The sequence below is a fragment of the Promicromonospora sukumoe genome (assembly GCF_014137995.1).
GTDB lineage: Bacteria > Actinomycetota > Actinomycetes > Actinomycetales > Cellulomonadaceae > Promicromonospora > Promicromonospora sukumoe.
In genome coordinates, this window is record NZ_JACGWV010000002.1 from 1,441,390 (window position 1) to 1,461,174 (window position 19,785).

The window sequence follows — 19,785 nt, forward strand, 5'->3', positions numbered from 1 at the left end:
GCCAGCCCTAGGTGCCGATCAGGCGCAGGAATCCGCCGAGCTCCATGAGGTGACGCACGCCGTCGGCCTCCAGGTCGCCCGGCAGGTAGTCGGTGAGCCGGGGCGACGAGACCACGACGGCCCGCCACTGCGCGCGCGACACCCCCACGTTGATGCGGTTCCGCGACAGCAGGAAGCCCATGCCACGGGACACGTTCTCGGGGGCCGAGGCGGCGAGCGTCAGGATCGCGACCGGCGCCTCCCGCCCCTGGAACATGTCCACGGTGCCGACGGGCACGCCGTCGAGCCCGGCCGCACGCAGCGCCTGGCGCACCGTGTGGACCTGCGCGTTGTACGCGGCGACCACCACCACGTCGTCGGGGCCGAGCGGCCGGGCCGGGCGACCCGCACCGGGGTCCCACGTGCGGCCGACGACGGACCGCACCTGGCGCGCCACCTCGTCGGCCTCCTCCCGGGACGACGTCGAGCGCCCCTCGTGGACCACCGGCACGTGCACCACCCCGGGCGGCACCCCGTCGAGCGAGCGCTCGGTCGTGACCGGGTGCGCGAAGAGCCGGCCGGCGTACGAGAGCTGGGACACGGCGGCGCAGACCTCGGGGTGCATCCGCCACGACTCGGGCAGCAGGTAGCCCAGCCCCTCGGGCAGCACGGCACTGCCGGCGGCGAGCCACGCGAGCGCCGACTCGTCCACCGGTTCGGGGTGCCGGCCCTGGCTGACCTGCGGAAGCTGCTGCGGGTCGCCGAGCAGCAGCAGCCGCTGCGCGGCCCGGCCGACGGCGACCGTGTCGGCGAGCGAGAACTGCCCGGCCTCGTCGATCACGAGCAGGTCCAGGCCCTCGTCGGGCCAGCGCTCGTGCGCGAAGTCCCACGCGGTGCCGCCCACCACGCAGCCGCCGTCGCTGGTCGCGGCGAACTCCGCGAGCTGGGTGCCCGAGAGCTCCTGCCACGGGCCGGCGGCCTCGTTCCCGATGCCCTTCGCCCGCTGCTTCTTGGCGACCACCTCGACGGGCACCCCCGCCTTGTCGACCAGGCAGGTCAGCAGGTTCTCCACCGCCGCGTGCGACTGCGCCACCACGCCCACACGCCAGCCGGAGCCGACGAGCCGGGCCACGACGTGCGAGCCGACGTGCGTCTTGCCGGTCCCGGGCGGGCCCTGCACCGCGAGGTAGGAGTGGTCGAGCCGCTGGACCGCGGAGAGCACGGCGGCCTCGAGGTGCCGCCCGGTCGCGTCTCCTTCGGCGGGCGTGTCGGGGGTGCCGGCCGCGCCTTCTCGTTCGGCGGTCGTGTCGGGTGTGCCGGCCGCACCCGTGGCGCCGCCGAGCTCCGGCAGGTCCCCGCCGCCGACCAGCCGCGGCGGCCTGCGGCGCAGCAGGTCGATCGCGGCGCCGTCCGGCAGGGTGCGGTCCGTGGTCCACGCGGCGAGCGCGGCCCGCGCGGCGTCCTCGGTCGCCCGCTCCTGCGCGTCGTGCGCCGGGCCGCGCTGCGGCGCGAGTGCCACGGGTGCCTGGTCGTGCGGTTCCGCGCCGCCGGACAGCCGCTCGCGCAGCACCACGACGTCGCGGCCGCGGGGCGCCTCGTCGGTCCCGGGTTCCTCCCGGACCTCCAGGATCGTGCCGCCGGAGTGCTCGCCGCGCACGGCCCGCACCTCCAGCGGGCCCACGACCGGGGGCACCGGCTGGTCGTAGAGCACGTGCACCGGGTCGCCGACGCCCAGGTCGGACCCGTCGATCCGCGACCCGTCGAGCATCCGGCCCACCAGCTCGACCTCGCGGGAGGGCAGCCGGTCCCGGCCCACGACGCCCCAGTCCCGCAGCACGCGGGTTTGTTCCACGTGGAACGTCGACCGGCGGCCGGGCCACTCGTCCAGCGGCAGCTCCAGGCGGGCGAAGTGCTCCTGCCAGAAGGGCTTCTCCTCCCGCTGGTAGTAGCCGACGGCGGCACCCAGCAGCGCGAGCGCCTGCACGTCCAGCGAGCGGTCGCCCCGGTTCTCGCCGACCCGTTCGGCGATGTCGGCGGCCAGCGCCAGCCGCCGGTCCCGGGCCTCCCGCCGCGCCTCGGCCCGTACCGCCGCCGCTTCCCCGTTCCCGCCTGCGGCGGGAACGGGCGGTTCTCCCCCGCTGCCGCCGGCAGGCTCACCCGGGCCCGACCCGGCGAACCCGGTCTCGACGGGCTCGACCTGCGTGGGGACCCGTCCGGCCGTCCCGATCTCGACAGGCTCGACCTGCGTCGGCGCGGGTCCGGTCGCGGCGATCCTGGTCTCGACAGGCTCGACCCGCGAGGGCGGATCGACCCGCGAGGGCGGCACGGTCGGCGGGGGCACCACCCGGGCCGACCCGTCCTCGACCAGCGGGGGCAGCGACGTCACGGACCCGGTCTCGACGGTCTCGACCAGCGAGGGCCTCGGCCCCCGGGCCCAGCGCAGCCAGTCCAGCAGCCGCAGCGTCGACCGGCAGTCGTACTCGTTGTAGTCCAGGATGCGCTGCTTCAGTGCCGCCGCCCGCTCGTCGCCGTCGGCGGCGAGCTTCGCGTACTCCGCGTACTCGGTGACCGAGGCCGTGGCGCTCGTGACCCCCTCCCGCGCGGGATCGTCCTGCATGTAGAGCGGTTCGAGCTTCTTGATCGACTTGGACCGGTTGGAGATGCGCAGGCACGACCGGACCACCGCGTAGAGGTCGACGAGCACGCCGTCGCGCAGGAGCTGGTCCACCTCGTCCTCGTAGACGCCATGGCGGGCCGCGATCGAGAGCAGGTGCGTCTTCTCGTAGGCGGCGTAGTGGTAGACGTGCAGGTCGGGGTAGGTCTCGAGCCGTGCGCGCAGGTGGTCCACGAACCGCACGAGCGCGTCGCGCTCGCCCACCAGGTCGTCGGCCCAGAGCCCGTGGAACGGCGGAGTCCCGTCGTCCGGGCCGGGCCGCTCGACCCAGCCGAAGAGGTAGTCGAGGCCCATGGCCGGTGCCTGGTCGTCACCGGGCAGCCGGGCCGCCTCCCACAGGGGGTCGCCCTCGAAGTCGAAGAACACGTCGCCCGGGCTCGGCGGCGGGAGGCGGTCGACGGCCTCGGTCGCCACGAGCTGCCAGCGCAGCCGCGCGTCGGGGCCGTCCGGGTCCACGCCGTCGGGCAGGTGGTCGAGCGGGACCGACCCGTCGCCGTCGTCCAGGCCGAGCTGGAGGCGCGCCTGGGCGCGCAGGCCCTCGAAGCGGCCGGCGGCCATGCCGTCCGGCGGCGCCTCGGCGGTGGCGAGGCCGTCGATGGTGGTGATCCCTCCGGCGGCGAGCCGCGCCCGTTGTGCCCCGTAGACCCCGCCGACGAGCAGCACGTCCCGGCTCTCGCGGGCGGCGTCGGCGCAGTCCGGGCAGTCGCGCAGCCGGCCGCAGGCCAGATAGCGCTCGTCCTGCCAGCGCACCGGCCCCGTGTCGGCGACGTGCGTGTCCAGGACCTCGACGAGCCGGGTCCGCCGCTTGCGGAAGACGGGCAGCAGGTCGGCGAGCCGGTGCGAGGTGGTCTCGCCGGTGCCGAGCACCAGGTGCACCTCGTCGGTCGGGTCGACCCGCGCCGCCATGAGCTGGTCGGCGTAGGCGGCGAGCTGGAGCAGCGCCCGCACCTTGGTGCGGCGCGCGAGCTTGGAGTCGTGCACGGCGTACCGCAGCCCATCGCCCAGCGGGTCGCGCACCAGGAAGTCGGCCCGGCCGTGGAACCGCCCGTCGAAGAACGACGCCTGGTAGACGACGTCGGCGCCCTGCTCCAGCGCCGCCAGCGTGCGGGCGTGCGCGTCGACCAGCTCGTCCCGCGTCATCCGGCGCGCGGGCGCCACCTCGAGCACGCCGCCGGGCCGTCCGCCGTCGGCCGGCCCGAAGGCGCGCAGGTGCCCGGCGAGCACGCGGCGTTCGTGGTCCTCGCCGAGGGCCGCCGTGCGCGCGAGCATCTCGTCCTCCTCCCGCGCCCGTCGGGGGCTGCGGCCCAGGAGCTCGTCGAGGCGGCGCAGCAGGCGGAACTCACACTCGCCCGCGACCACGAGGTCGCTGGCCGAGTGCACGAGGGTGCCGGCGTCTTCACGCTCCAGGAGGAACATGTCCCCAGGTCTACCAGTGACCTCTGACACGAGCGCGCTACTGTCGCTCCCACACGCGGGAGAAATGTCCGGCCGGACCGAGGTCCTGGCGCCGACCCGCCTGCATGGCCGATAGTGGGGCCGACCGTATCGAAGGAGCAACCATGCCCGTGCGCTTCAACCCGCCTCCGGGTTGGCAGGTGCCCCCGGGATTCCGACCCGACTCCACCTGGGCTCCCGACCCGTCGTGGCCCCCGGCCCCGCCCGGTTGGGACTACTGGGTCGACCGCCCCGACGCCCCCCAGCCCGATTCCGGACCCACCGGTGCCGCTCCCCCGGCACCCCCCGTGCCCCCGGCACCTCCGGCCCGCACCGACGGCCCCGACGGCGGTGGCGACACGCGGACCGTCGCGATCCAGGTGATCGACGCCCCCGGCCGGCGCCAGGCCCCCGCACCATCGGCCCCGCCCGCCCTGGCTCCCGCGGACGCCATGGGCTCGACCATGACGATGGCACCGATCGGCGCCCCGCCCGCAGGTCCGCCGCGGACGAGCTCCGGCCCGCAGCCGGTCTACCCGCCCCAGCCCGGGATGGCGCCGCCGCCCCCGCCGCCCGAGGCCAAGGGACCGACGTCGGGCGTGCTCGCCGCCCTCAAGGGCCTCGGCGGCCGGAAGGCGACGACGCCTGCCGCCGCAGAGCGACCGGGCGCCTCCGGTCCCGGCCCGCTGAGCATCGACGACGCGAACCGCCAGCCCGGCGGCCAGATCCCCGTCGGCACCATCTCGCCCGGGCAGCGGCCCGGCGGCCCGGCCCGCCAGGGCGGCGCTCGCCCGCCGGGCGTCGGGCTCATGGTCGCCATCGGCGTGGCCGGGCTCGCGCTGGGCGTGATCCTGGGCGTGATCATCACCGCCGGGCAGCAGGCCGACGCGAACCAGGCGATCTCCGACGCCCAGAACATCCAGTCGGAGATCGACGACCAGCGGGCCGAGATCGAGGCGGACCGGGCGCAGGTCGACAAGCAGCGCGACGAGGTGGCCAAGCGCGAGCAGGCGCTCGGCGAGCGCGAGGCGCAGGTCAAGGAGCAGGAGGCCGCGCTCAAGCAGCAGCAGGAACAGCAGCAGCAACAGCAGCAGGAACAAGAGCAGCAGGAGCAGGAGAACGACAACAACGGGAACGGCAACGGGAACGGCGGCGCCGTCTTCTACTGGAACTGCGACGCGGTCCGTGCCGCGGGAGCGGCGCCCCTGCAGAGCGGCCAGCCCGGCTACCTGCCGCACCTCGACCGGAACGGCAACGGCGTCGCCTGCGAGGACGGCGAGTAACGGACCGGCCGGCCCGGGAACCAGCCGAGCGACCTGAGCTCCACGCTCAGGGACAGAAGTGAACGGGCCGAGGCAGATCCCCAGATTCTGCCTCGGCCCGCTCGGTTGTTCCCGGCCCACGCCATCTCCCCAGACGAGACGCGGACCGGGAAGTCCTTAACCCCCGAAGAGTCCCTCCAGGAGTTCACCGAGACCGAGGGGATCCTCGTTCCCGGGAGCTTGTGTCGGCTCCTCGCTGGGAGCCGGGCTGGGCGACACACCGCCGTCGGGCTGGACCTCGCCCGTCGCGGCGAGCTGCAGCGCCTCGCTCATGTCGATCAGGCAGAGCCGCCAGACGTCGCCGTCGACGCCCTTGGGCGCACGCCAGAACGCCTTGCCGGTGAGCCCCTCCGGGGCCGTCCAGCCGGTACCGGTGCGCTGCGCGACGCAGGTCTCCATCGCGGGCACCTCGTTCGCCTGCGGGTCCTCGACCAGCATCGGGGCGAGCTCCGCGACCATCGGCGCGGGCTTCGCGGGCTTGGGCGTGTCCACGGACTTGCCGGCGACGTCGTGGATGACGGCGCACTCCGGTGACGTGACGCGGCACCAGGAGGCGCTCCAGGTGTCCTTGTTCGCGTAGACGAACCCACGCGGCTCCGCCGTCGAGCGGTCCACCTGCAGCACGCGCATCCACACGCTGCCGTCGCCGAGCACGTCGAACGGCGTCACCGGGAGCGACGCGCCCGCCTGGGGCGCACCCTTCTCGGCGCCGGCCCCCGACCCCGGTGCCGCGGACGCCCCCTGCGCGTCCGCGGCACCATCGGTCTCCGGGTCGTCGAAGACCAGGAACTGGTTCCCCTCCTCCGCACCGGAGGAGAAGCCGAACACGAGGGCCGGCCCGCCGTCGGACGGCAGGACCATCGCGTCGGACGTGACGCCCCGCCAGAGCAGGGTTCCGCCGAGGTTCCCCGCGCGGAGGTTCTGCAGGGCGGTGTCGCCGCCCGCGAGGACCTCCAGGTCGGTGGCGCTGTGCCGGCCGTCGATCTTCGCCAGGGTCACGACCGCCAGGTAGCGGTCGCCGTCCCCGGCGGGCAGGCCGAGGTCCAGCACGGCGGTGTCCGCGTCGACCCGGTAGGCCGCGGGCTGCGCCACGGACGTCACGCCCGGCGCGAGGTCCGTGAGCGCCGTCGCCGGGTCCGGCTCCGGGATCGAGGTGGGCGACGGCGGCGCGGGGTCGACGTCGACCGTGGCCATCGGCTCCGGCGAGCCGAGGGGCGTGACCTCCACCGGGGCGCTGCTCCAGAGCCCGGGGATCCCGGGGAGCGCACCCGCCACGCCGGCGCCGGCCGTGGCCAGCACGACCGTCGAGGCCAGCGAGACGCCGGCCCGGCGCACGGCGTGCTTGCGCCGGCTGGACCGCAGCACGCCGTCCAGGTCGAGGGTCGACGCGGGCACCGACGCGTGCGCCGACTCGCGGAGCCGGGCGACGAAGTCGTCGTCGGGCCCACCGTGGGAGAGGTTCATGTTCATCGCGTGCCGCCCAGGGCGTCGAGATCGAGGATCGCGCGCAGGTGGGCGAGGCCGCGCGAGGCCGTGGACTTGACGGTGCCGAGCGGGATGCCGAGCTCGGTCGACACCTCGGACTCCGACAGGTCCAGGAGATGGCGCAGCACCACGACGCGCCGCTGCTTGAGCGGGAGGCGCAGCAGGGCGCGCACGACGGTGTCGCGGTCGTCCACGGTGCGCGTGGGCGTCCGGCTCGACGCGCGGGCGACGCGGGCGTCGTCCTGCGGCAGCTCGTCCGGCCCGGTGAGCACCTCGCGCCGCGTGCGGCGCCAGGCGTCGATCCGCAGGTTCGCCAGGACCCGGCGCGCGTACACCAGCGGGTCGCCCTGCCGGGCCTTGTGCCAGTGCCGGTAGCAACGCTCGAAGGTCTGCTGCGTGAGCTCCTCCGCGCGGTGGGCGTCACCGCTCAGGAGGAAGGCCATCCGGTGCAGCGGGTCCTTGGCCTCTCGCATGAACGCGGTGAACTCTTCGTTCTTCGACACCTGTGCGTTCCTGCGCGCGTGAGTGGCCCTCGGCCGTTCTGTACGCACGGGGAGCGAGGTTACGTCATCGGGCTCCCCCGCCCCACCACGAACCACCGTGAGCGGCCGCGTCGTGGAGGTGGGGTCTGCCGGGGTCCTGCGAGGTCCGTCCTTGGTCCTGCCGGGGGTGCCGTTCGACGAGGCCGACGCCGGCGTCGTGTCGGATGGGGAGTCTGGGGTGTTCTGCTGGGTGGTCACGGTCTCCAGGTCGTCCGCAGAGCTGGAGTCGGCGCGCACGAGACGCAGGACCACGGGCTTGGGGGCCCGGGACTCTGGCGCTCGAACACGCGGACTCGTGACTGTCACGAACGGAACACGGCCCGACCGGGACGAAGGTTCCATTTTGGTTCAGAGAAATTTTCCGGGCGCGGATCGACGTGTCAGACGTACAGGTCACCCCGGTGACCTGTACGTCTGACACGTCGGCCTGGTCAGCGCCGGAAGTCCAGGGTCCCCAGGAAGGTGTGCAGGTTCCGCAGGCCCTGCTCGGTACCGTCGAACTCCAGCACGAGGAACAGGTTCTCCCCCTGGTCCTCCTGGTGGAGGAAGAGCTGGGCCCAGTAGTAGTCGACCTCGCCGTCCACGGTGTAGACGGTCGGCACCAGCTCGGCGTAGTCGGCGCCGGGCACGTCGATCATCTGGGCCCGCGGGTTGCCCACGGTCGGGGTCCACCAGCTGCCGCCGGGTTTCCCGCCCTGGACCATGACCTGCTCGGGCATGTCCTTGTCCTCGGCGGCCTCCGCGATCTGCTTCTCCGTGAGGTTTCCCATCTGCCCGAGGAGCTCCGGGTCGGCGCCCGGTTCGACGTGCGTGATCGTCGTCCCGGTCCAGTCCACGCCCGGCGAGTGCTCGCCCTCCGTCTCCTTCGAGGTCCAGCCCTCCGGGAGCGCGAACCTCAGACCGTTGTGCTCGGTCGGGACCCAGCCCGCCGGGACCCCGCGCTCGACGGCGCCGAGCACCTCGGGCGAGAGCTCCGGCTGGTACCAGTCGGGCACGCCCTCCTCCTCGAGCCACAGGTTGCCCACGAAGTCGCGGAGCGCCTTGTCGCCCTCGGCGTCCGCCGCGAACCGGGTGTCGATCACCCAGCCCTCGGCGCCGCTGCGGACGGTGACCGTCACCGGCCGGACGCCCTCCTCGGGCGCGTGCTGCTCGATGACGACGAGGTCCGCGCCCTCGATGTCGACCGTCGTCGCGCCCGAGTCCCGTGCCGGCACCGTCCAGTCCGCGACGTCGGTGACGTTGCGCATCTCGATCGTGGCGTCCATGTCGTCGATGGTGACGTTCTCGCCCGGGCCTTGCGCCTCCGGGTGGTCCTCGTCCAGCCAGCCCGCGACGCCGCCCGCGTTGACGTCGCCGACGGTGGTCCACTCGCCCGCCGGGACGGTGTACCAGAGCCCGCCGAGGACATAGGGGGCCCCGTCCTGGGGCACTCCGTGCTCGACGTCGGGCAGGACGGGCAGCGTGCCGTCACCGGTCCGCTGCTCCTCGGTGGGCGCGGTGTCCAGCGCGTCGGTCGGCTCGGCCGGCGTCGGGACCGTCGTCTTGACCATGCCGGGCAGGGGTTCCTGGCGGTCCGCGTACAGCGCGCCGGCCGCGCCGATGCCGGCGCCCGTCAGCACCACCGCGGCGACGCACGCCGTCACCGTGGTCACGACCCGGCGCCGTCGGACGTTCCGGACGGCACTCGTCGCCATCGCGACCGCGTCGAGGCCGGCGGGCGGCTCGATGGTCGACCCGACGGCCCGGAGGTCGGCGAGCACGGCCGCGTCCTTCTTGGTGTGGATGTCGTGCACGTTCATGATCCGCTCCCCTCCGCGCCGGGCACCACGAGGGTGCGCAGACGCTCCAGCGCGCGCGAGGCGGTGGACTTGACCGTCCCGGTGGAGATGCCGAGCTCCGCAGCCGTGTCGGCCTCGGACCGGTCGAGCAGGTAGCGCAGCACCACCACGCGGCGCTGCTTGACGGACAGCGCCAGCAGGGCGCGGACCAGGCGGTCGCGGTCGGCCAGCCCGGTGTCCGACCCCGGGGCGCTCCGCTCCCGCAGGCCCAGGACGGGGTCGTCGGTGAGCACCTCGCGGCGGGTGCGGCGCCACGTGTCGATGCGTGCCGTCGCCAGGACGCGGCGCGCGTAGGCGAACGGGTCGCCGTCGCCCACCTTCTTCCACGCCTTGAACGTGCGCTCGAGGGCGAGCTGCACCAGGTCCTTCGCCCGGTGCTCGTCGCCGCTCAGGAGGTACGCGATGCGGTACAGCGCGGGGGTGTTGGCCTGCGCGAACGCCGTGAAGTCGGCGACGGGGTCGAGCCCGCTCCGGACGACGGGGATCTCGCCGGTGCCCCGCTCGGGCTCCAGGCTCACCGCGACCTCGCTCATCCGGTACACCTCCCGGAGGTGTGGCCGGCGACCTGCCCCGGCGTGCGTTCGCGGCGCCGCGTGCGCCGCATCGTGTGCGTCATGCACCTTAGACGCAGGCCGGCCCCGCCGAGGTTCCGTCCTTTTCGAACGGATACGTGTCAGACGTACAGGTCACCCGAGGGACCTGTACGTCTGACACGGGGTCACAGCACGTGCGCCAGGAAGTCCTTGGTGCGCCGCTCCTGCGGGTCGTCCAGCACCTTGCCCGGCGGGCCCGACTCGACGATCACGCCGTCGTCCATGAACACGACGTGGTCGGCGACCTCCCGGGCGAACCCGATCTCGTGCGTCACGACGATCATCGTCATGCCGGACCGCGCCAGGTCCTGCATCACCGACAGCACCTCGCCCACGAGCTCGGGGTCGAGGGCCGACGTCGGCTCGTCGAACAGCATGAGCTCGGGGTCCATGGCGAGCGCGCGGGCGATGGCGACGCGCTGCTGCTGGCCGCCGGAGAGCTGCGCCGGGTAGTGGTCCGTCCGGTCGGACAGCCCCACGCGGTCGATCAGCTCGACCGCGCGCTTCCGCGCCGCCGCCTTCGACAGGCCCCGCACCTGGACGGGCGCCTCCATGATGTTCTCGAGCGCCGTCATGTGCGGGAACAGGTGGAACCGCTGGAACACCATGCCGATGCGCGAGCGCTGCTTCGCGACCACCTTGGGGTGCAGCCGGTGCAGCGTCCCCTTGTCGTCCTTGCGGTAGCCCATGAGGTCGCCCCCGACGACGACGGAGCCGCCGGTGATCTCCTCCAGCTCGTTGATGCAGCGCAGGAGGGTGGACTTGCCGGAGCCGGACGGCCCCAGGATCACGGTGACCTCGCCGCGCGCGACGTCGAGGTCCACGCCCTTGAGCACGTGCACGGCGTCCTGCCCGTGGCCGAACACCTTGTGCACGGCACGCACGGTCACCATCTCGGTGGCGCCGGCCCGGGTGGCCGCGCCGTCGGTCAGGGCGCTCATGGCGTCACGTCCTTGTTCACGTCGTCCTGCACTGTCCCGGCGGCGGCGATGGCCGCCTGCTTGCCGCCGGCCGGGCCCTTGCCCCGGCCCTTGCGGCCGGTGGCGGTACCGAAACCGCGCCCGTAGTACTGCTCCAGGTAGTGCTGGCCCACCATCAGGATCGAGGTGATGAGCAGGTACCAGAGCGCCGCGATGACCAGCAGCGGGATGGGCAGGAAGGTGCGGTTGCCGATCGCGCTGGTGGCGTAGGTCAGCTCGAAGGTGAGCGGCACGGCGACCACCAGGGAGGTGGTCTTCAGCATCGAGATGGTCTCGTTGCCCGTCGGCGGCACGATCACGCGCATGGCCTGCGGCAGGATCACGCGGCGCATGATCTTGCCGTCCTTCATGCCGAGCGCCTTGGCGGCCTCGGTCTGGCCCGGGTCCACGGACGTCAGGCCGGCGCGCACGATCTCGGCGAGGTAGGCCGACTCGTTGAACGCCAGGCCGAACAGCGCCAGCCAGAACGCGGTCAGCACGTCGTCCGTGCGGAAGGAGAAGAACTCCGGACCGAACGGGATGCCCAGCGACAGCCGCGGGTACAGCACCGCGAGCAGCCCCCAGAAGATGAGCTGCGTGTAGATCGGCGTGCCCCGGAAGAACCAGATCCAGGCCCAGCTCACCCAGCGCATGACCGGGTTGTCCGACCGGCGCATCATGGCGAGCGCGACGGCGAGCACCACGGCGATGGCCATGGACCCGAACGTCAGGACCAGGGTCCACATGACACCGCGGATCACCACGATGTCGCGCAGGTAGAGCCAGACCACGTCCCAGCGGAAGTTCTCGTTCGTGATCAGCGCGTTGGCCGCCATGGCGGCCAGCACGAGCACGGCGACGGCCGCCACGAGGCGGCCGGGGCGCGGCACGGGCCGCGCGTGGATGCGGTTGGGCACGGGATCGCTGCCCGACGGCGACGTCTGCGTCGTCACGTCACCCTTCCTTCCCTCGAAAAGTTGAGTGCACGGTACCCGTGGTCGCGCGGGGCGCGGACCACGGGTGCCGTGCACCGGAGGACGGGGTCACTCGGCGGGGTTGAGCTCCGCCTGGTCCACCACGGCGTCCGCGCTGCCCCAGGCGGCGAAGACCTCCTCAAGGGTGCCGTCGTCGATGAGCTTCTGCACCGCGGCCTGCACGGCCGCGGTCAGGTCCTCGTCGTCCTGCGCGACGACGATGCCGTACGGCGCCGCGTCCAGGATCTCGCCGACGGTCTCGATCTCGCCGGACGTCTGCTCGACGGCGTAGGCGGTGATCGGCGAGTCGGCGTACATGGCCTGGAGCTTGCCGCCCACGAGGTTGGTCGTGACGTCGGCCTGCGACTCGTAGCGCACGACGTCGATCGGCTCCTCGCCGTCCTTCTCGCACTGCTCGGTGGCGGCGGTGAGCTCGTCGTCCTGGATGGTCGACGTCTGCACGCCGATGGTGGTGCCGCACAGGCTCTCGGGGTCGAAGCCCTCGGGGTTGCCGGCGGCGACGCCGTACTGCGAGCCGGCCACGGCGTAGCTGATCATGTTGGCCTCGGCGGTGCGCTCGGCCGTGATGGTGAACGCCGAGATGCCCGCGTCGTACTTGGAGCCGATGGCGGGGATGATGCCGTCGAACGCTGCCGACTGGACGTCGACCTCCAGGCCGAGCACGGCCGCGACCGCGGTGATGGTGTCGATGTCGAAGCCGACCGGCGTCTTGCCGTCGACGTCGATGAACTCGGCCGGCGCGTAGGCGGTGTCGGAACCCACGGTCAGCGTGCCCTTGTCCGCGATCTCCTTCGGGAGCAGCGCGGCGATCTCCTCGTCGGCCTCGACGGACGACGGGTCGAACGACGCCGCGGCGCTGGTCTCGTCGGTGGCTCCGTCGGAGCCGGCGGGCTGCTGCGACGCGTCGGTGCACGCAGTCAGCGCGAGGGTGGCGGTGGCGAGTGCGGCCACGGCGGTCAGGGCGGGAAGCCTGCGCATCAGGGGTCTCCTGGTCGGGTTTTTTGATCGTCTCGCGAGGCCCCCGGCGACCCGACAGATCTCTGTCATCAGGGGAGCAGAGAACCCGACGGCGCACGTGGCGCCTCGACTCGAGTCTCACCCAACCGTGACTGGTCCCTGGCGTAAACCCGCAAGTTAGAGACCATTGTCACACTGTGATGAAGGGCATGTTTCTGGTACGTTTCGCCCACCTCAAAGCCTCTGACCTGCGCAAACGCTCCGACAGCCACGTTCGCAATCTTTCCCGTCGCCGGGGGCGTCCTGCGGACGGACCGGTCAGGTGTCGTGCTCGACGGGGCCGTCGGGCCGGGCCGCGGGACGGCCCTCGTGCTCCCCGCCCTCGGGGTAGTCGGCACGCTCCGGGCGCCGGACGAGTGCCACGATGCTCACGGCGAGCCCACCCCAGACGACGACGAGCGAGACGACCAGCAGGGCGACGGCTGCGCTGCTCATGACTTACCTCCGAACGTGGGCCAGGCATCGAAGCGGTCGGGCTCGACGCGCCACCGCATGCGGGTCAGCACGACGGCCGCGACGAGGAACAGGGCGACGACGCCCCACCCCATGACGTTGAGGTACCACGCGGCATATCCCTCGTACCCGTCGACGACCAGGCTGACGATGCGCGAGACCAGCATGGACGTGAGCACGACCGGGCCGAGCACCACGATGCAGAAGCTCCACCAGCGGCCCACCGGGATGGTGGACACGCTGTTCAGGTGGAAGCGCATCTCCTCCGTACGCCGCAGCACCCAGCCGACGACCACGGTGGTCACGACGGCGGAGGCCACGATGCCGATGTTGTTGGCCCACTGGTCCACGGTGTCCAGGGCGACCAGGCCCGTGGTGGTGGAGAACGCCAGCACCGAGAGCACCGCGGCGACCACGCCGATCCGCACGGAGGCCTGCGCCCTGGTCCAGCCGAACTTCTCCTGGAAGGACGCCGAGACCACCTGCAGGATCGACAGCAGCGACGTGTACCCGGCCATCACCAGCGAGCCGAAGAACAACGCCCCGAAGAGCCCGCCGGCGGGCATCTGGGAGACCAGCGCGGGGAACGTCACGAACGCGAGGATGGGGCCCGTGAGGCCCTCCAGCTCGGCCACCGCGACCCCCTGCTCGTGCGCGAGGAACCCGAGTGCAGCGAACACGCCGATGCCCGCGAACACCTCGAAGCCCGAGTTGGCGAAGGCCACCACGAAGCCGGGCGACGTCAGGTTGGCGCGGCGTTTCCGGTAGGAGGCGTACGTGATCATGATGCCGAACGCGATGGACAGCGAGAAGAAGATCTGGCTGTAGGCGGCGATCCAGACGTTCGGGTCGCCCATCGCACCCCAGTCCGGGGTGAACAGCGCGTTCAGCCCGTCGGCGGCGCCGGGCAGGAACAGCGCCCGCACCACGAGGGTGCCGAACGCGAGCAGCAGCAGCGGCATGAAGACGAAGTTGACCTTCTCGAGGCCCTTCGCGACGCCTGCCGCGAGCACGACGATCGTCGCGACCCAGACCAGCACGAGCGGGATCAGCACCGCGGGCACGAAGTCGAGCGTGAACCACGGGTCCGCTCCCCCGACGTCGGCGAGCTGCAGGTACGTGCCGGTGAAAAAGCCCGCCGTGTCGTCGCCCCAGCGCAGGTCGAACGAATACACGAAGAAGCTCAGCGCCCACGCGATGATCACCGCGTAGTAGACGGCGATGACGAAGCAGATGGCCACCTGGAACCAGCCCAGGCCCTCCAGCCAGCGCTTGACCCGGCGGAAGGCCAGCGGCGCCGAGCCGCGGTACCGGTGCCCGATCGCGTAGTCGAGGAGGAGGATCGGGATGCCCGCCGTCAGCAGCGCGATCAGGTAGGGCACCAGGAAGGCGCCCCCGCCGTTCTCGTAGGCCACCCCTGGGAACCGCCAGATGTTCCCCAGTCCGACGGCGGACCCGATCGCGGACAGGATGAACCCCAGCTGCCCGCTGAACTCCTCCCGCTTCTCGGGCTTCGCGGTCGTGCTCTGCGCGTCGCTCATGCCCCGATCTTCCGAGAAATTCACCCGAAACGCGAAATCAGATGCTTCGGGCGAGGATTCACACGGGCGGAGGGCCTTCCGGCCCGGCTCAGCGGACGACCCGGCGGCCCCGCCGGGCTCACCGGCCGAGCAGCGCCTCCACGTAGCCGCCGCGGAACTTTCCGGCCGGGTCGAGGCGCGCGGCCAGCGCGGCGAAGTCGCCGAAGCGCGGGTACAGGCCCGGGAGGTCGGACACCGGGACGGTGAACAGCTTGCCCCAGTGCGGGCGCGCGCCGAGCGGCAGCAGCGCGGCCTCCAGCTCGGGCAGCGCGGCGCGGACGGCGGGCCAGTCCTGCTTCCAGGTGAAGTGCAGCGCGAGGCTGTCCCCCGGCGTCGTGCTGAGCCACAGGTCGTCGCCCGCGACCGTGCGGATCTCGGACGTGAGCAGCAGCGGGCCGAGCCGGTCCCCGAGGGCCCGCACCGCGCGGACGGCGTCGGGACCCGCGGCGCGCGGGAGCAGGTACTCCGACTGGAGCTCCTCGCCCAGCGAGGGCGTGAAGTCCAGGCGGAAGTGCGGCAGCCGCTCGAACCACGGCCCGGGCACCCCGCCCTGCTCGGTGCACGCGACGGCGGCGACGTCGGGCAGCGGGTGCATCGGTCCGGTCGCCGGGACGGCCCCGAGGCCGGTCAGCAGGTCCGCCGCGGGGGCGGGCCCGGTGGCGCCGGCGTCGTCCACCCGGGACTTGCACCAGACCATGCGGACGTCGGGCTCGAACCAGCTCGTGAAGACGCTGACGGAGTACGCGCTGCCCATGACGGCGTCGAGGTTCTCGGTGAGCGCGTCCCAGGGCAGCCCGGTGAAGACGTCCTGGCGCACGTCGAAGGTGGGCACGGTCGCGAGCTCCACCCGCGTCACGACGCCGAGGGCGCCGAGCGCGACGACCGACCCCGGGAAGTCCTCGTCGCCGCGGCGCAGCGTCAGGGCCTCCCCGGACGCGGTCACGAGCTCCAGCCCGACGACGTCGCCCGCGAGCGAGCGCGTGCCGTCGCCGGAGCCGTGGGTGCCCGTGGCGACCGCGCCGGCGACCGAGATGTGCGGCAGGGAGGCCATCGCGGTGAGCGCGCGGCCGTTCGCGTGCAGGTCGGCGACGACGTCGCCGTAGCGCAGGCCGGCGCGGACCGAGGCAACGCCCGTGGCGGGGTCGACCTCGAGGGCCGGGCGGCCGTCGTCGAGCAGGTCGAGCAGGACGTGCACGCCCGTGGTGTCCGCGACGTCCGAGAACGAGTGGCGGGAGCCGAGGGCCCGGACGCGGGGCTCGCCGGCGACGATGCCGGCAAGCTCCGCGAGGGTCCGGGGGCGCTCGGTGCGCGCGGACGAGTACGTGAGGTTCGCTGCCCAGTTCTTCACCGGACCAGGGTGCCACCCCCGCGCCCGGTCGGGCGCGGTCGTTCACATGGTGTGCGGCTGAGGACTCAGGCGCTGGCGCCGGCGCTGCGTACCACCGGGATCCGCTGGCTGATACCGACCATGTCCAGGACCTCCATCACGACGGCGGACGGCTCGCGGAGCTGGACGGGCGAACCCGTCTCCTCACCGAGCACGAACACCTGGAGGATGAAGGCGACCCCGGAGGAGTCGATGAACGTGACGTCCCGGGCGTCGACGATGACGGGGTCGGGATCGGGTCGTGCGGCGAGCGTGGCCATCGCCTCGCTCGCGTTCTCGCGCAGCAGCGCGTCGATGTCGCCCCAGAGGGTCAGCACCGTGCCCTCGTAGGTGTTCCGGCAGGCGATACCGGATCCCATTCGTTCGGGAGCCATGTCCTGCGCTGAGTCTGACGGGAGAGGGTCCATGGGGTCATTCGCTCCGTCCTGCATTGGTCGGGCCTCGACGTGTTGACACTTGCTTCTGCACAACTGACGCGGACGTCAACTTGGACACTTCTTGGTGCTGTCTGACTACCCCTTGCCCGTGCAGGGCAAGAATTGCCTAGGGCGAGTGTTCACCCGACACCGGGCTTACGTCCACCCCCCAGGCGTTACGGTCACGTTGCACGGAGGAGAACGACCGGGCCTCGCGCCCTGCGAACCCGCTCGACGCCCGCCCTGAGCAGGGCTCAGGCGGGGTCGGTCACGTCCGCGACCGTGGCACCGAGCGCCGACGTGAGGTCGACGGCATCGAGCGTGGCGCCCACTCCGTGGGCACCTCCGCCGATCGAGACGGGCCCCGGCTCGGCGAGCCGGGAGTCCGCGACGACGGGCCACCTGTGCAACGACCCGAACGGGGTGATGGTTCCCCGCTCATAGCCCGTGACCTCGAAAGCGACGTCCTTGCTGGGCATGGACAGGCGAGACACCCCGAGCAGCGCGCGCAGCTTCGGCCACGAGATCTGCCGGTCACCGGGAACGAGCACGAACAGGAAGTCGTCGTCGGCACGGCGCACGACGATCGTCTTGATCAGCTTGGCGGGCTCCACCCCGCGCGCGGCGGCCGCCTCGGCGAGGCTCGCCACCTGACCGTGCCGGGTGATCTCGAACGGGATGCCCGCCGCCTCGAGCGCGGTGACAGCACGTTCTTCGCTCATGAAATTTCCTATCCTGAAAACGCGAGTCTTCGTTGTCTCGCAATATGGTCAAGTTTCTGCTTTGAGGTACTCACCCGTCGTACTCGGTGCGCTCGGTGCGCCAGTACTCGGCGCCGTCCCGCGTGCGCTGCACCAGCCCGTGGTCCACCATCGCACGCCGGGCCCCCACCGGGTCGTAGGACAGCTCGCTGAGCCGGTCCGTCAGCTCACGCTCGGTGACCGGCTCCAGGAGCGTGGGCAGGGCCTGGGCGGCCAGGTACCGGGTCACCGCGACCTTGTCCCGCCAGCGCCGCGGCATGGTCTCCAGGCGCCCTGAGCGCAGGAAGCGCCGCGGGTCGCCCGCCGGGGTCTCGCCCGGCGGCGTCGCGTGCTCCCTGGGCTCCGCCGTCATCCGTCAGCTCAGCTCCGGGCGGCGTGGGCGACGGCTCGCACGGACCACGGCCGCCGTCTTCGAGGCGGTGCCGGCCGGGCTGGACGACGTCGTGTCGCCCTTGGCGTCCTGCGCCTCGTCGGAGGCGCAGGGGTCCTCCTCGGTCGCGTCGGTGGTGTCGCCGTCGGCGGCGGCCTTCTCGGCGGCCTCCTTGGCCTCCTCAGCGGCCTTGGCCGCTGCGGCCTTCTCGGCCGCCGTCGCGTCCGGGTCCGGGGTCTGGCACTCCGCCGGGTCGGACGGGTCCGGGTCCGGCTCCTCAGTGGGCGGGTCGGACGGCGACGGGGTCGGCGTCGGGGTCGGGGTCGGCGTGGGCGTCGGCCCCTCCGAGGGCTCCTCGGTCGGGTCGGACGGGTCGGGGCTAGGCGTGGGCTTCGTCGTCGGCTTCGTCGGCTTGGGGTCGCTCGGCGTCGGCTTCGGGGTCGGCTTCGGCGGCTTCTGCGACGGCGGGTTGTCGCTCGGCTCGTCCCCGGGCTTCGTGCTCGGCTTGCCCGTGGACCCGCCGGTGCTCGGCTTCGGGTCCAGCGAGGGCTTGTAGCGCGGGCTCGCGGAGTCGGTGGGCGTCCAGGTGCCGACGTCGGACGGGTCGATGGCGCGGTTCGGGATGGAGCCCGCCGCGAAGAACTCGAAGTGCCACGGCTCGGGCTTGGCGCCGCCCAGCTGCGCCCAGGACGGGTTGTCCCAGCCGTAGTCGGGGCCGTGCAGGCGCAGCCAGACGTACTCGTCGGAGCCGCCGCCCGCGATCGGGTTGCCCAGGTCGACGGCGAGGCCCCAGCCGTGGTTCGACGTGCCGGGGATGGCGGCCAGGTGCGGCTTGGCCTGCGCCACCGCGACCTGCAGCTCGTAGGACCGGTAGGAGTCGGTGATCGGGATCGAGTAGCCGAACTCCGCCCGGAACTCGGCGTTCAGCGCGGTGAAACGCTCCGCGGCGTCGCAGCGCAGCATGTGCCCCGGCGCGAACTCCAGCGGGCACAGCACGTCGGCGGGGATGCGACCGTTGGCGTAGCCCAGGGTGGAGCCGCCGAACGTCGTCACCACGTCGAGCAGGCTCTCGCGGAGCGAGACACCGGCGCGCTCGCCGAGGCCGCCGAGGCCCTCGACCTCCACCAGGGCGTTGGGCACCGACGGGTCCAGCATGTTCGCCAGCCGCACGGCCGCGATGACCACCTGGTCGTAGGTGACATAACCAGCGTGCGGGTCGTCCGTCTCCGGGTCGATCACGGAGGTCTGCTCGTCGGACACCTGGACGGCCGGCGGGGCGTCCTCGTCCGACGGCGCCGGGGTCTTGTCCTGGCCGGTGTCGTCGCGGTCCGCGTCGTCCCGCCCGGGGCCCTCGGCCGCGCCGTCGTCCGTGTCGTCCCGACCGGAGCCCGGCGTCGCCGCGTCGTCGTGCTGGGACCCGCGCGACGGGGCGTCCTCGACACGGAGGCCCTCGTTGTTCTCGCCGAACGCGAGCTGCTGCATCTGGTACGTCGTGTAGAGCATGCCGAGCTCGGCCGCGGCCTGCGCGACCGCGGGGCTGAAGTCGGGTCCCTGCTCGCGTGCTTCCTGCTCAGCACGCTCGAGGACCGCGACGATCTGGCTCAGCGTGACGCCCTCGGGGGCGGTCTCGGTCTCGCCGACGGTGACGCTCTGGAGCAGCCCGTAGAGCCGGATCGGAAGGTCGCTCTCGTCGCGGGACGTCTGCGCACCAGGGACGCTCGCCGCCGCCGAGACCAGCACACCCGCCGCGATCACGGTCGCGACCGCACTGGTCCAGGCCGTGCGGAGGTGCTTGCGCAGGCCCGCACGAGGAACGTGCGGAACGAGCATCTTCGCTGGGTTCACGCGTCGCCCCTTCGGTCGGTGCGCCGCCCGTGGTGCGCGGCCCATGCCGTTCGGATCCTTACACAGCAGTATCACGATCTGGTGAACTCAGATGGGGTAATTATCGGCGCGCAGGTGAACCACCCTCTCGGGCGG

16 protein-coding genes are annotated in these 19,785 nt (G+C 72.7%); 1 reads left to right on the forward strand and 15 read right to left on the reverse strand.

The annotated features are described in order from the left end of the window. Nucleotides 1-7 precede the first annotated feature (7 nt). Complete coding sequence (locus tag FHX71_RS23615; RefSeq protein ID WP_182619816.1) at nucleotides 8-4,069, reverse strand: TM0106 family RecB-like putative nuclease; 4,062 nt, start codon at nucleotides 4,067-4,069, stop codon at nucleotides 8-10. A 326-nt stretch (nucleotides 4,070-4,395) separates the two neighbouring features. On the opposite strand from FHX71_RS23615, the gene FHX71_RS29520 reads away from it, so the two are divergent. Beyond that, a complete protein-coding gene (locus tag FHX71_RS29520) occupies nucleotides 4,396-5,370 on the forward strand; it encodes an excalibur calcium-binding domain-containing protein (protein ID WP_182619817.1) in 975 nt (324 codons plus the stop codon). A 156-nt stretch (nucleotides 5,371-5,526) separates the two neighbouring features. On the opposite strand, the gene FHX71_RS23625 is transcribed toward FHX71_RS29520, so the two are convergent. The 14 genes from FHX71_RS23625 to FHX71_RS30205 all read right to left on the reverse strand — a co-directional run bounded on the left by FHX71_RS23625 (nucleotide 5,527) and on the right by FHX71_RS30205 (nucleotide 19,650). Beyond that, nucleotides 5,527-6,873, reverse strand: coding sequence for a hypothetical protein (locus tag FHX71_RS23625; protein ID WP_182619818.1), 1,347 nt, complete (start codon nucleotides 6,871-6,873; stop codon nucleotides 5,527-5,529). A gap of 2 nt (nucleotides 6,874-6,875) precedes the next feature. Then, a complete protein-coding gene (locus FHX71_RS30200) occupies nucleotides 6,876-7,397 on the reverse strand; it encodes a SigE family RNA polymerase sigma factor (RefSeq protein WP_312877191.1) in 522 nt (173 codons plus the stop codon). Between the two features lie 470 nt (nucleotides 7,398-7,867). Next, nucleotides 7,868-9,235, reverse strand: a complete 1,368-nt coding sequence (locus tag FHX71_RS23635) for a hypothetical protein (RefSeq protein WP_182619820.1) — start codon at nucleotides 9,233-9,235, stop codon at nucleotides 7,868-7,870. Next, nucleotides 9,232-9,807, reverse strand: coding sequence for a SigE family RNA polymerase sigma factor (locus tag FHX71_RS23640; protein WP_182619821.1), 576 nt, complete (start codon nucleotides 9,805-9,807; stop codon nucleotides 9,232-9,234). The genes FHX71_RS23635 and FHX71_RS23640 overlap by 4 nt, the downstream gene beginning before the upstream one ends. Before the next feature lie 185 nt (nucleotides 9,808-9,992). Beyond that, nucleotides 9,993-10,808, reverse strand: a complete 816-nt coding sequence (locus FHX71_RS23645; RefSeq protein ID WP_376770158.1) for an amino acid ABC transporter ATP-binding protein — start codon at nucleotides 10,806-10,808, stop codon at nucleotides 9,993-9,995. After that, nucleotides 10,805-11,779: an amino acid ABC transporter permease gene (locus FHX71_RS23650; RefSeq protein ID WP_182619822.1), complete on the reverse strand. Its 975-nt coding sequence runs from the start codon at nucleotides 11,777-11,779 to the stop codon at nucleotides 10,805-10,807. The genes FHX71_RS23645 and FHX71_RS23650 overlap by 4 nt, the downstream gene beginning before the upstream one ends. Nucleotides 11,780-11,869: 90 nt before the next feature. Beyond that, the gene (locus tag FHX71_RS23655; RefSeq protein WP_182619823.1) at nucleotides 11,870-12,799 is read right to left on the reverse strand and encodes an ABC transporter substrate-binding protein; all 930 of its coding nucleotides are present in this window, start codon (nucleotides 12,797-12,799) and stop codon (nucleotides 11,870-11,872) included. 297 nt (nucleotides 12,800-13,096) lie between these two features. After that, nucleotides 13,097-13,273, reverse strand: a complete 177-nt coding sequence (locus FHX71_RS23660) for a methionine/alanine import family NSS transporter small subunit (protein ID WP_182619824.1) — start codon at nucleotides 13,271-13,273, stop codon at nucleotides 13,097-13,099. Then, on the reverse strand, nucleotides 13,270-14,832 hold the full coding sequence (locus FHX71_RS23665) for a sodium-dependent transporter (RefSeq protein ID WP_182619825.1): 1,563 nt from the start codon (nucleotides 14,830-14,832) through the stop codon (nucleotides 13,270-13,272). Before FHX71_RS23665 ends, FHX71_RS23660 begins: the two co-directional genes overlap by 4 nt. A gap of 118 nt (nucleotides 14,833-14,950) precedes the next feature. Then, complete coding sequence (locus FHX71_RS23670; RefSeq protein ID WP_182619826.1) at nucleotides 14,951-16,219, reverse strand: FAD-binding protein; 1,269 nt, start codon at nucleotides 16,217-16,219, stop codon at nucleotides 14,951-14,953. A gap of 65 nt (nucleotides 16,220-16,284) precedes the next feature. Continuing rightward, nucleotides 16,285-16,632: an STAS domain-containing protein gene (locus FHX71_RS23675; RefSeq protein WP_182619827.1), complete on the reverse strand. Its 348-nt coding sequence runs from the start codon at nucleotides 16,630-16,632 to the stop codon at nucleotides 16,285-16,287. Nucleotides 16,633-16,928: 296 nt separating this feature from the next. Further along, nucleotides 16,929-17,396 (reverse strand): aminoacyl-tRNA deacylase, encoded by a 468-nt coding sequence (locus FHX71_RS23680; protein WP_182619828.1) that lies wholly within the window; start codon nucleotides 17,394-17,396, stop codon nucleotides 16,929-16,931. A gap of 70 nt (nucleotides 17,397-17,466) precedes the next feature. Beyond that, the gene (locus FHX71_RS23685; protein ID WP_182619829.1) at nucleotides 17,467-17,787 is read right to left on the reverse strand and encodes a DUF2087 domain-containing protein; all 321 of its coding nucleotides are present in this window, start codon (nucleotides 17,785-17,787) and stop codon (nucleotides 17,467-17,469) included. A gap of 3 nt (nucleotides 17,788-17,790) precedes the next feature. Then, a complete protein-coding gene (locus FHX71_RS30205) occupies nucleotides 17,791-19,650 on the reverse strand; it encodes a M15 family metallopeptidase (RefSeq protein ID WP_182619830.1) in 1,860 nt (619 codons plus the stop codon). Between the last annotated feature and the right edge of the window lie 135 nt (nucleotides 19,651-19,785).